The following is a 13,544-nucleotide window of genomic DNA, read 5'->3' as shown; positions in this document are numbered from 1 at the left end:
CCGCTTGCAAGGCCCCTCAGGGCCAGGAAATCGAACAAGTCGGGTCGCTGATCTCGCATTCCGAAATTCAACGGCAAGCTGTTGGCGAAAACGGTAGCTTCTTCAGTGTAGCCCTAACGGAAACCGGCCTTAAGAATCTGCGGGCTGCTCTAGTCGGCCGGTGGCGTATAGGTGAGGCCGCCGAGATTCCTGACTGGCCAGATGTCCGGGATCTGGGGTAGCGGGTTGCCAGGTGTCTGCAAGGGCGGTGGCCAGATGCTGACGATCGAAGCGGCCCGGTCCGCATCGGATAGCGCGAGCCAGTTCTCGATGCCGATCAGGGGAGGAATGACCGGGCTCCCCGTTTCGACCCGCACGGTTGATCGCACGTCCATGCCCTGCATGCTGACGTAGCCGTAGATGTCGATCGGATCGCGCGCAGGCCGGACGACAAGGCCGATCCTCTCCTTTACGCTCGACTGTGCGGATATTTCGAGCCGGTTGCACATCGCGGCATTGATGTCGTAATCGAAATTCAGCGTCGCGAGCGAGCGGTAACGGATGACATCAACTTCGGTATCGCCGTCGTAGACGGCCTCAACGGACGCCGTGAGGTTGTCGCCCGTTCGTATGATGGCCGTGCCGACGTCCCTGATCGTGGAGTCGTTGATCTCGGAGATGAACTGGATGCCGTAGCTCGAGAGCTTCCGCATCATGGAGAGCATGGCCGCCTGCAGGTTTGCAACAGAGTGGGTCGACTGCAGGTTCACTCCGGTAGCGGCCTCTACAAGCGACTGGTACATGAGGCCGTAGTCGTCAGCGGAGAAGACGGTGATGTCGATATTGCGCAGCCTGAACCACTGTGCGTAGGTCTCGCCGCCACCGCTGTTGCTATCATCGCCAAGCTGGATCACGTTGTCGGAGTAGATGCGCTCCACCATTCCGAAGACCATGCCGCGACGTTCCTGATGCTCCTGGAAGGCGATCAGCTTCCACTGGTTGGTGGCCGCCTGCCAGATTGCATTCGCCGTGGCGCAGAAGGCATCAACCGAAATCATCGGAACGATGGCGGGCTGCCAGGAGAGCGCTTCGAGGGCGATACCCTGTGTCACGAGACCGGCGTCAACCACGGACATCAGGTCCGCGATCGATGGAGTTGGAATGCGCTGCACACGTGTGGCGATTACGCTCGGAACAGCCTCGTTGGTCAGGTCAAAGCCGACCGACTGGCAGAAGCAGTAGATCATGAACGCAAAGCCGTCCTTCGCGGTCATGGGTACGATCGGCTCTCCCGTCACGGGGTTGTTCACGACGAGAAAAGCCGTATAGAGATCGCGGCTCGCGAAGAAGGCCCAGTGGTGGAGCAGGATGTCCTCGAGCGTGTAGGGGCTCGATCCGGACATGTCGATCATGGCTGAATTCAGCACCTTGGTCTGCAGGGTGTTCGAGCGCGAATTTTCCATACGCGTCTGGATATTCGCCTCGACGTCGGGCTGGATCAGCGCATTGCCTACGGCCACCGGCTGCTCGTTATTGAGCATCTGGTCGAGCGTCCAGGTGGTGTCCGCCACAGCGTTGTAGCCAGGGTTCAGCGCAACGGCGTCGAACTCGATCGCCGGATAAAGCGAATCCGGCATATCCGACACATTGTGGTTCATCACCCAGGCTGCCAGCGGTATGCCGCGGTCCGTCAGCAGCTTCTGGATGAGTGTCCTGAAGGTGGACTGCTTGCCGGCATTGCGCTCGATGTAATTGATGTTGCGGTAGAGCCAGATGGACTGCGCGAGTGTGAACTGGTCGTAGTACGCATCGAGTCCCAGATGTGATGCGAGGTACTGCCTGACGTGGTAGCTGTGGGCTTCGGCGGTGCCACAGGCGGCAAGGCGATACGAAATGATCGCCATGGCGAGGCCGTAGTACAGGTTCGAATTCTGTACCGTGAAGTAAAGCTCGTCACTGATCCCATACTGCGGATTGAACCAGCGGTTCCTGAATGCCTTGATCCAGCCCTGAAGTTTTTGTACCAGGCTGAACTCGTTGGGTTCGATGAGCGAGGCTGGCCATCCAAGAATGTCGCCATCGGCGGCGCCGATCGCGCTCTGGATACCCACCGGATAGATGATCCCGAGGATCAGGAACACCTGCTTCGGGTACTGCGTGACGAGCCGGTAATACTCCCATGTCCCAAACTGGTAGGCGGCGGCTGTCGCGGTATGGATTTTCAGGTTGTCCACGGTGAAATCGATGATCTGCATGGTGTCGAGCGATTTCACCTGCATGGGCGTATCAGTGAAGTGGTACTGCCCGGCCACGTTCATGTAGTACTTCCACGTCGTCGGGTCTGTCTCGTCGAATCCCGACAATCCAAAGTAGTCCTGTACATACTGGTTAAGGCCATCCACGCTTTCCCGTGACTTGATCGTGAGGGTGCTCGCGAGCTGGATGCACTGGTTGATATAGACCTGTAACTCGTTGGAATTGTTCGATGCCACGACAGTGCTCCGGGCGATGGATGCGGATCGGTTCCTGAAGTGGTTCCCGAACCTGGGAAAGGGGAAAACATGAACTCAAGTGCCTACCGGCGGGTGATTGAATCGGCTGCAACGGGCAGGAAGTTCCATGTCCTGCAACTCGTGCGGCGCGATCCGGAGACCGCAGCCATCCTTGCCAAGCTGGTTCCGTCCACCAGTCCGGCGCAATACAACCAGGAGGGCCAAAGGGAGATCACGCAACCCAACCTGTACGAGTTCCGCAATGCTGCGGAGCAGACCGCCCGCAACATCAATGACACGGCAACCGTGATGGGCCTGCTGCCCGACATGGAACTCGCGCAGCAGGTACTCGTGGCCAGCATCGGGTCGCCGAAGGACATGATGTCGATCGACCTGACCTTCACACCGCCGGAGGGACTGATGCCGCCCGATGTGAGCGGCGCGCTCATCGATCGCTACCGGCGCCATTTCGAGCAGGTCCATAAAATTAAGGCGCTGATTCCGGAGATCCTGAGGGCTGCGCTCTTCAGGACGGGCTCATATCCGGTTGCCGTGATTCCAGAAAATTCGGTCGACGCCGTGATCAACGGGGAGCAGCGCCTGTCGATGGAGTCGCTCTCGGAGCACATCTATGCCGATGGCACGGTGAGGCCCCTCGGGATACTCGGGCCGGTACAGAAGACGGCGCCCACCGAGCAGAGCATGACCAGCATCTCGGCTGAGTCGTTTGCCGACTGGCGCTTCAACGCATGGGAAAGCCGGCACGTCGGGCAGGTCCGGTTCGAACAGGGATTCGCGCAGCCGCTGCCTCAGGAAGAGGTTTTTCTGAGCGTGACCGACAATCCGACGGTACTCAAGATCCCGGCGATCAAGCAGAAGATCCGCGAGCACCGGATTCTTGAAGCGCTCAGGTCACCGGCGCTGGAATCGGTGGGCTACGGCCGCGATATGTCGATCGCGCAGATGAACGACCGCGAACTTACGGGCGTGCTGTATCGCAACCGGCAGTACGGGTATCAACCTATCGCGAGCGTGAAGACCCAGGAGCAGCTCACGCGCCGCACGGTCGGCAGCCCGCTGACCATGCACATTCCCTCGGAGGCGGTGATCCCGGTGCACGTGCCGGGCACGCCCGAGCATCAGGTCGGATTTTTCGTGCTGCTCGACATGGAGGGGCATCCGATCGTCAGGCAGGCGATCACCGACTCCTACCAGCAGATGACGCAGCAGCTGAACACGGGCGGGGCGTTTCCCTCCGCGATGATCAACAAGGTGAAGTCGCAGATGGAGGGCTTCAACTTCACGAACCGGGAGTCGCTCGACTACAGCGCCCGGGTCTATGGCGACATGATCGAGCAGGACCTGCTCGCGCGCCTGCGCAACGGTGTCTACGGTTCGGGTGTCGAGATTGCGCGGCGTGAGGAAGTGTATCGCGTGATGTTTGCGCGTGCGCTGGCCAGACAGAACAGCCAGCTGCTTTTCATCCCCGCGGAATTCATGACGTACTTCGCCTTCCGGTTCAACGAGAACGGCATCGGCGAATCGCTGCTCGATGAGATCCGCATCCTGAACGGGCTGCGCACGACGCTGCTCTTCTCGAACGTGATGGCGGGCGTGCGCAATTCCATCGCGCGCACAGAGGTCAAGATCAAGCTCGATGAGGAAGATCCGAACCCCGAGAAGACGATGGAAACCATCATGAACGAGACCGCGCGTCTGCGGTCCAACCAGATGCCGGTAGGAATCAGTTCGCCCTATGACGTGCTGGACTTCATCGCGCGTGCTGGCTTCAATTTCGTGGTGGAGGGACATCCGGGTTATCCGGATGTGAACATCGACTTCGGCGAAAAGAATACCAGCTACGCCAAGCCTGATACAGACCTTGAGGATAACCTGCGCAAGCGCGCGCTCATGAAGGTCGGTACGCCGCCTGAGCTTATCGACACCGCGAGCCAGCCGGAGTTCGCCACCTCGATCGTCACGAGTAATACGCTGATGTCCAAACGCGTGATGCAGCTGCAGGACGAGTTTCACCCGCAGCTTGCGGCCCATATGCGCATCCACGTGATGAACACCGCGGAGACGATGGCGGACCTCAAGCAGATCCTGCGCGATAACTTCGCCAAGCTGAAGTTCGACAGGGAGGACCGGCAGGAGGCGCGCAACTGGTCGATGTACCGTGCTGGCTCGGAGCCGGACCGCAAGGCCGAAGTGCCCGTGATCACGGAGCGGCCTGTACGTGTCAAGGACGGCGACAAAAATGTCAGCGACGAACAGAAGGAATATCTCGTCGAGCAGATCCTGGTCGAATTCCTGATGAACGTCGAGGTGTCGCTGCCGCGGCCGAATTCATCGACGCTGGAAAACCAGGTGACAGCGCTTGAGACCTACACCAAGGCGCTTGAAGCGGGCCTGGAGGCGTGGCTCTCCGAGAAGTTTTTCACCACGGATACGGGCGGTGACATCGCCGCGAAAATAGAAACACTGAAGGAGGTGGCCAAGGCCTATTTCATCCGTCTGTACATGATCGAAAACGGCATGTTGCCGGAGCTGGCCCAGCTCACCACGATGGATGAGGACGGCAAGCCACTCGTGGATGTTTTCAGGATGCAGACCGAGCACATCGAACAGTTGCAGAAAGCGTTCAGAGAATTCTTCAAGGGCCTGTTGCCGATCACCAACCGGGCGAACGAGAAGTTCAAGACCGTACAGGACAAGAGCACGACGGAAGCCACCGACAGTTACTCGTCGGGTTCGGATACGTCAGGCGGAGAGGATTATGGCTTTGGAGGCGGGGGCGGTGGCGAAGGGGACATGGGCGGCGGCGAGATGCCCGACTTCGGGGGCGGGGAGGGTTTCGGTGGCGCGCAGACGGGTGACGGCGAGGAAGAGACCGCGCCAACGCCATCTGAATTCGGTAGCGGTGTAGAACGCGGCGAGGCCGCGCCGCATGAGCCGGAAGCGCCAGAGAAGAAAGAGGAGGAGGAGGAGGAAGATGAGGAGGAAAAACGGGAAGAGCGCGATGAAAATGCGGGCTAGTCGATTTATTTATTGACCGGCAGGGGAATTGCAAGGTGCGTCTAATGATGGTCGTAGGAACGAACTGCGGCATCAGATGCGGGCGTGCCAGGCACATCGGAATCATCCGCGCTGGACTGGCCATCGGGCGGGGCAACCCGTGCAGTGCTCGGCTCACTCTCCGCCTCGTCAGCTTGCTCGGCGCTCGCTGTATCGGAGGCAGCACCGTTTCGTGGCACCGCCGATTGCGCTTCGGAGCCAGCAGGTATAGCGGATACCGAACTAGCCCCCGAATAACTAGGAGACGGTACGGCGTTCGTCTCCTGGACCTGCGACGCGACTACGGCTTGATCCGCCGGTGCCGTTTGCGTCCCTTCCTTCTTCCCAGCAATAGCGAGTCCAATTACTATCAGAATACTGGCGCCGACACCCAGACCGGCTTTTTTTGTACTCGTACTCCGGCAGTTTGGGCACCGTAGCGAAACCGATCTGCCCTTGGGATACCACGTGTGGCCACAGTCTTTACACTTGTTGAGCGGTCGCTTCGTTGTTCTCGTTGACATGACGATGTACTTTTCTATGCAGTAATCTTCATCGGTCGCTCAGGCCAACCAGGCAAATGGCCTGGCGGTACTGCCGGGCCTGATAGCCGGCCCACGCCCCGGCCAGACACCGCCAGCCGGATTCGCTCGCCCGCCGCCCCAGTATCGCAAGCGGACCACTATATATCGTCTCTGGTCTGGTTTGCTGCCGCCCTGATGCGTGCCCGCGATCTGGGCGTGCCGATGCGGAAGATTCTGCCTTCTTCATGGCTGATCGATGTGCAGCAATGTGCTGGTCAAGTTACCCGACTCGATGAATTTCCAAAAAGCAGTGTCGACTGCATCCCGTGTTGCGCACGCGCCTAGCTTGCAATAGAGGGAACTTGCATGTGCGGATTTGCCTCGTCAATCGGACAGGTCTGGTTGTGTGTTTTCGCGTTGTGAAGGCGCGACGTATTTGTCAATGTTTGTTAATTCGCGAGGCCGGTTCTGTCATTCGTACGGGCCCCATGATAGTTTCGCACGTCAAATTAAATCCAGATGCTCCGGACCTATCCGGCGCCCTGTCGTCCCCACCAAGAACGCACCAACAATCATGCGCACGGGAAACAGAATGTCGGTCGAGCTGGGCCAGCGTCATGCTGCGCGGCTCGCTGCGTCGGATCGACGCCGTTTTTTTGCCTCCTCATTGACGGAGGAGGGTCGACGCCCGCTATGGATGCGTGCGACCGCGATCGTGATGGCTGGGGTCATGTACTTTGCTCCGGAGGTGTTCCTCGCCGACGAAGTGGCGCACGCCGCGCCGATCGTCGATCCCCGCGCGCCGGTTCCGTTCCAGCCGACGGTGAGCCAGAGTGCGGGGGGCGTACCCGTTATTAACGTCGTAACACCGAATGCGCAAGGCCTGTCGGCCAACCATTTCCAGAGCCTGTCGGCGGGTCCCGAAGGCCTGATCTTCAACAACAGCCTGACGGCTGGCACGTCGCTCATCGGCGGGCAGGTCGGCGCCAATCCGAACCTCGCGGGACGCAGCGCGAGCACGATCCTCGCGCAGGTGACCTCGACCGGCGCGCAGTACGCGTCGGTCATCGCCGGTCCGCTGGAGGTGTTCGGCAACACCGCTGCGCTCATCATTGCCAATCCGAACGGCATCTCGGTGCCGGGCGGCACGGCGCTTACCAACGTCTCCAACCTCACCCTCACGACGGGCGTGCCGCAGTTCCTCACCGGCGTGGGCGGCACGCCCACCGACTACGCGCATGCTGGCGCGCTCGCCTATGATGTCCAGTCGGGGCATATCCAGATCGAAGGCGCGCCGGGCGCGAATGGCCCCGGACCGGGCATCGATGGCACGGTGGGCAACATCGATGTAATCGCGCAGACCATCGGCCTCAACGCGCCGCTGCGCGCGGACCAGCGCGTCAACCTGATCGCGGGCAACCAGCTCGTGAGCCCGACGGTGGCCGATGCGACGGGCACGACCTATGCGACGGCATCGAACGGGCTGCCGAACAATGCCGCCACCATCCAGACGCCTAACGGACTCGCGATCGACGCATCGAACTTCGGTTCGGTCACGAGTGGGCAGATTTTCATCGTTGCCACTGCAGCGGGGATGGGCGTGAATCAGCAGGGGGCGCTCGCGGCCACCGCCGGCAACGTCAACGTGACCTCCAACGGCGATATCACGGTCGGCTCCACCTTCGCGAACCAGAACGTCAGTCTCGCGAGCGTGGGCAATACCACGATCACAGATACAGGCCTCGCGAACCAGAACTATACGGTCTCGGCAAACGGCGACATTACGGCGAGCGGCTCCGTGTCCGCCGGCCAGGATGCGTCGCTCATCTCGGGCGGCAACCTGTCGGCGACGTCGGTTGCCGCCACCGGCGATGTGACGCTCAATGCCGGAAACTCGATGACCGTGGGATCGGTGTCGGGGCAGAATCTGGCGCTGCAGACCGCCACGGGGGACCTGACCGTCAATTCGGCCGTGACCGCGCCGGGCGTGATCCAGGCGCAGGCCGGACGGGATCTCACGGTGAACGGTGCGGTACAGGGCGGCAGCACCGTGGCGCTGACCGGGGCGCGCAATGCGACCGTCAACGGCCCGGTGGCCGCCGTCGGTGATACGGGCCTCACGGCCTCGACGGGGACACTGACGACCACCGGCAACGTGGTGACGCTTGGTGCACTGACTGCGGCCGGGCAGCAGGGCGTGACCCTGGGCGGTACGGTGTACAGCCAGGGCGATGCGATGATCGCTTCGTCTGCAGGCAATGTCGCAGTCGGCGGCTCGCTGTCGACACCGGGCCAGATCGTCATCACCGCCGGACAGGATGCGTTGGTGGCGGGCCAGGTCCACAGCGGCCAGAGCAGCACGATCACGGCGGCGCGTGATGTGGCGCTCAATGGCGGGCTGGAAGTCGACGGTACGGGCAACGCGACGGTGAACGCCGGGCGGGATCTCACCGGCAGCGGTGCGGTCAGTGTCGCGAACGACACGACACTGACGGCAGGCCGCAACCTGTCGATGACCGGCGCGATCCAGACCGGCAACAACCTGAGCGCCACGGCAGCACAGAACCTCTCGGTCGGCGCCACCACCGCAGTCGGTGCCGAAAGGCTCACCGCGACGAACGGCAGCGCGACGCTCGGCGGCAATGCGCTGTCGGGCGGCGATCTGAACGTGACCGCCGGCACCGACGTGAGCGCGCAGGGCAGCGTCCAGACGCTGGGCAACCTGGGTATCAACGCGCAGGGCGGCAACCTCACGGCGAGCGCGCCCGTTCTGGCCGCAGGCAATGCGACGCTGCGCGCCGGGCAGACGCTCGCGCTGAATGCCCAGATCACCGTCTCGGGCGACGCGACACTCACCGGCACAGACATCACGACGCAGGGGCTCGCGGTTGGCGGCAACCTGACGGCGACCGCGACGGACAGTCTCGACACGTCGGCGGGCCAGTTGAACGCCGCGTTCGACGCGAATGCACCCGCACTGAGCGTCAATGGCAATGCGACGCTCTCGGCCGCAAACGTGACAACCGCCAACGCGGCGATCGGCGGCGCCTACAGCGCGACGGCCACCACGAGCCTCACCACGGGCGGCACGGCAGCGTACCAGGGCAACGCTACCTTGGCCGGCGGCACGGTGACCAACGTCGGCACACAGGAGGCCGCGGGCAATCTCACCGTGTCGGGCTCGACGGTGACCAACCAGGGCACGCTGTCGTCGCTGCAGACCGCAACGGTCAATGCGACCGATCTCAATAACAGCGGCTCGATCTACGGCCCGACGAACACCCTGACTGTCTCGGGCAGCACGACCAATACCGGCGCGCTGCTCGCGACCAATGCGCTGACCCTGACCAGCGCATCGCTCGACAACAGCAACGGACTGATTTTTGCAGGTGACGTGAACAATCCGGCCTCACCAGTCGGCGACGTCACGGTCAATGTCAGCGGCGGCAATGGCAGCTTCACGAACACGAACGGCCAGATTCTCGCGCAAAACAGTCTGACCGTGAACCTGCCGAACCAGACGATCGATCCGTCGGCCGCGACTACCGGCACCCTGAATGGCGGCAGCGCGTTCAACCTGTCGGCGCAGGGGATCAGCAACAGCGGCGCGTGGACGCTGCCCGGCACCGCCGTCACGGTGACAGCGGGCAGCATCTCGAACTCGGGGACGATCAATCAGGGCACCGGCACGCTGGCCCTGAACGGCGCGGTGACGAATTCGGGCTCTGTCACCGCCAACGATCTGACCATCAACGGCTCGCTCGCGAACCAGGCGGGCGCAACCGTGCAGGCCAACGACGCGTTCACGCTGAACGGCTCGGGGATGAACGCCGGCACCGTTGAGGCCGTCAACACGCTAAACATCAGCGGATCGAGCTACGACAACTCCAGCGGTACGACGATGGCGGGCAATGCATCATCCCCGGCCGGCGCGGGCAACGTCAACATCAACCTCACCGGCGACCTGACGAATGCCGGCGGCACGCTGACGGCCACCAGTGACCTTGCGATCCAGGCAGCTAACGTGATCAACTCGTCGGCCGGCAATGGCGCGACGACCACGACCACCACGACGGTCGATAACCCGGCGCTCGCCCTGGCGATGGTCGTGGGGTCTGAAACGATCGATGTCGCGACCCTGCTCGGCCCAGCTGGGTTGGGAGAGTGCTGCAGAGTGGCGTCCTTTGGAAACAGCGTAACGCTGGCCGATGCACTGTCGCCTGCCGGCATAGTCGACGCAAATTCGGTCGCCGCCCAGATCGAGGCCCTCGATTTTGGTGCGGACACGCTGGCGGGTAGTCCCGCATCTACGTCGGGAAACACGGTCACGTTCGTGGAGATTCCGACGGTCACCGGTTCTGACAACAACGGCAACCCGATCACCCAGAATCTCTGGTTTGTCCAGACCTCCGCGAACGCAGGTATGGGCATCGCGACCATGACGCTCGCCCTGCCGACCGCGACGGAGACAACCACCACGACGGGCGGAGCGCCAGGCGCCAGTTCGGTGATTGCGGCCGGCCACAATGTCAGCATCACGGCCAACAGTCTGAACAACCAGGGCGGAACGGTCAGCGCCGGCAACGATGCCAATGTGAATGTCCAGTCGTTGTCGAACGGGGGCTCAAGCTACACCTCGACGGTCACCGACACGGTTTCGATGGCGGCGCTCAACAGCTTTCTGACGCAGGCGCCTTCCACGATTTCGATCTGGAACAGCTTCTACGGAACGCCCGGTCCCAGCGGTTGTCCGAACTGGATAGGAGCCTGTATCGATCCGTCTGGCATCCAGCTCGGCGCACCGGGTACCGTGACGCCTTTGTCCACGTCGTCCTCGGTGACCGTGCAGGGTGCGACCGGCCAGATCGTGGCCGGACACAACCTGAACCTGACCGGGACGGGCGGCGACCTGACCAACGCGGGCACGCTGGCTGCCGGCAATGACGTGACTGTCACGGCGTCGAGCTTCACGAATCAGGGCACCAACACCGGCACGATGACGACGACGGCCGGCTGTGCGGCGGGCTTCACAGGATGCTCGCCGGGGGTGACAACGAACCCCAACTCGCAGACCTACGCGTACCAGCAGATCAACAGCAATGTGACGGCGGGCCACGACATCGTGATCGCCGCGAATACCGTCAACAACACGTACGGCAATCTGGCGGCCGGGCGCAATGTGGTGATCGGCGGGACCGGCACGACGGCAAGCGATGCCTCGACCACGCCCACGAATCTCACGCAGGCCGCGAGCGTGACCAACACGTCGGGGGCGATTGCGGCCGGCAATGACGTCGATATCAATGCCGCGACGCTCACCAACACGATCGCCGCGCCCGTGCAGGTGCACCAGAACTACGGCAGCGCGACGCCTTTCACGGGTTGCTCCAGCAACTGCGAGGCGTACGTCGACGTGCAGTCGGCGGCGCCCGCGACGATCACGGCGACCAACAACGTCAACCTGACGGCGGGCAGTTTCAGCAATACGGGCAGTCTCGTCACCGCGCTGAACAACGTCACGATCAATGCGACGGGATCGGTCAGCAACGCCGACCAGATCCTGAACGCATACTGGAGCAGCGGGTTCACCCGGTATGGCGTTTCCTACGCGACGTGGGGCTGCGCGAACGATCCGGCGCTGTGCCAGACGCTGTATGGCAGTGATTACAGCAGCAGCGCGCCGCAGGATCCGGCGGGTTCGCCGTCGTCGGTCAACATGCCTGGCTTCGTGCCGGCGTCGATTGAAGCGCGCAATACCCTGTCGGTGAATTCGCCGACGCTCACCAATACCGGCGCGATCAGTGGGCAGACTGTGGGTCTGACGGGCTCGCAGCTCGTCAACGGGCTGACCAATCCGAACGTCTATACGCCTCCGCCTGCCGTGTCGGGCCAGGTGATTTCGCTCGGACCGCCCTCGGTGCCAGGCAGTGCGACGACCACGGTCAACAGCGCCGGGCTCGTGACAACGCTCGGCGGCCAGCCGACGTCCGTGACGGGTGCGGCCGGACTTCCGTCCAATACGCCGATTGGCGTGCAGACCGTCGGCAAGCCGGTTACTCCTGCGGTGCAGACCATTGCTGGCCAGACCTCATCTCCCACCTACCTGGTCAACAGTCCGGCCTCGCTGGTGACCGGTGACCTCTCGCCTGCGGCCCTGCTGGCGGCGCTGCCGGCGAGCCTGCAGCCCGCCACCACGCAGTTCTATTACGACCCGTACACGCAGGCGCAGCAGGTCGAGCAGGCCGCGCTTATCGCCACCGGCAACAGCAGCTTCTACAGCACGACCAGCGCGACCGACAGCACCAGCCAGACGTCCATCAATAACCAGGATACGCAGGCGCTCTACGGCGCGGCGCTGCAGTATGCCGAGCAGAACAACGTGGCGCTGGGCACCCAGCTGAGCGCCGCGCAGCTCGCGCTGGTGAACGCGCCGATGCTCTGGTACGTCGAGGAAACCGTGCCCGAGCCGGGCTGCACCGCAACCGGAAATGGCGCCTGTCCCACTGTACAGGCACTGATGCCCGAGGTACTGCTGCCGCAGAACTATGCCGAGGTGAATGCGGACGGCACGATCAGCGGCACAAACGTCGCGCTCAACTACAGCAACAGCATTCTCAACACGGGCAGCATCAGCGCAAGCGGCACGCTGAGCGTGGACACTGGCACGCTCACCAACGAAGAGCGCTCGACCAACGTCGGCACGATCTACAACCAGCTCAGCAATGGCGTTGAGGTGACCACCGGCACGGTGGTGCAGCAGGGCGGCTTCCTGAGCGCCGCCAATTACGATCTGAACGCCGACGCGATCAGCCAGATCGGTGGCGCGATCCAGCAGGTGAACGCCGACGGCAGCGTGAACCAGGCCGCCACCTCACAGCTTCTCTCGAACCTGAAAAGCCAGCTGGGCAGCAACTTCACGCAAAGCACCGTCAGCAACGATCTCAATACGACATTTATTGCTGATCCCTCGGGAGGATGGCAGGCGGAGGTCTTCGAGCTGGTGGCGGTAGCCATGGTTTCGGTCATGACCGCCGGTGCGGGTGCCGCACTCGTCGGAGCGACCGCAGGCACAGTTGAAGCAGGGGTGGCGAACGCGGCCGTTACCGCGATGGCCAACTCCATTACAACGGATGCCTTTAACGGCAGTTTCAGTCTGGCGGGCCTTGCGGAGTCCATGGCGGTTGCGATGGTGACCGCCGGCGCGACCAACGGTATTACGTATAACGGCACGACGGGGTCGTTCGGCGTAGCGAACTGGGACACCCCGGTCGATTCCGGGTTCAGTACGCTGGGACAGCTGGCGGGTGTCGCGCCTGCCATTGGGTCTTCCACGGTGTCCACGGCGGCCTCGACACTCGCCAATCTGCCCACGCAGGCGCTGGCGATCGCAGCTGAAGCGTAAGCGGTGAATTTAGCACGCCGAATCGAGAATCATTTGCAAGTGACGGCCGAGCGTAGCCGCACCGCGGCGGTTAAGATCAACCGGCGATGT

General features: G+C 62.5%; 3 protein-coding genes. 2 read left to right on the top strand and 1 reads right to left on the bottom strand.

From position 1 onward, the window contains the following. Positions 1 to 149: 149 nt before the first annotated feature. Positions 150 to 2,471, bottom strand: a complete 2,322-nt coding sequence (locus P3T23_RS45990; RefSeq protein ID WP_429322662.1) for a hypothetical protein — start codon at positions 2,469 to 2,471, stop codon at positions 150 to 152. A 69-nt stretch (positions 2,472 to 2,540) separates the two neighbouring features. Between P3T23_RS45990 and P3T23_RS45985 the strand changes: the two genes are divergently transcribed. Together P3T23_RS45985 and P3T23_RS45980 are read left to right on the top strand one after the other, a co-directional pair. Next, on the top strand, positions 2,541 to 5,510 hold the full coding sequence (locus P3T23_RS45985; protein WP_429322661.1) for a hypothetical protein: 2,970 nt from the start codon (positions 2,541 to 2,543) through the stop codon (positions 5,508 to 5,510). A gap of 1,134 nt (positions 5,511 to 6,644) precedes the next feature. Continuing rightward, complete coding sequence (locus tag P3T23_RS45980) at positions 6,645 to 13,454, top strand: filamentous hemagglutinin (RefSeq protein WP_429322660.1); 6,810 nt, start codon at positions 6,645 to 6,647, stop codon at positions 13,452 to 13,454. Positions 13,455 to 13,544: the final 90 nt, after the last annotated feature.

Origin of the sequence: Paraburkholderia sp. GAS448 (assembly GCF_050435685.1) — a bacterium.
In the GTDB taxonomy this organism is placed as follows: Bacteria; Pseudomonadota; Gammaproteobacteria; order Burkholderiales; family Burkholderiaceae; genus Paraburkholderia.
Note: the sequence above shows the minus strand (reverse complement) of the source record. Positions and strands in the feature narration are given on the sequence as shown.

Bases quoted from the DNA above. Each gene is read 5' to 3' on its own strand.
- P3T23_RS45980 (WP_429322660.1), top strand. From the start codon at position 6,645: ATGTCGGTCGAGCTGGGCCAGCGTCATGCTGCGCGGCTCGCTGCGTCG.
- P3T23_RS45985 (WP_429322661.1), top strand. From the start codon at position 2,541: ATGAACTCAAGTGCCTACCGGCGGGTGATTGAATCGGCTGCAACGGGC.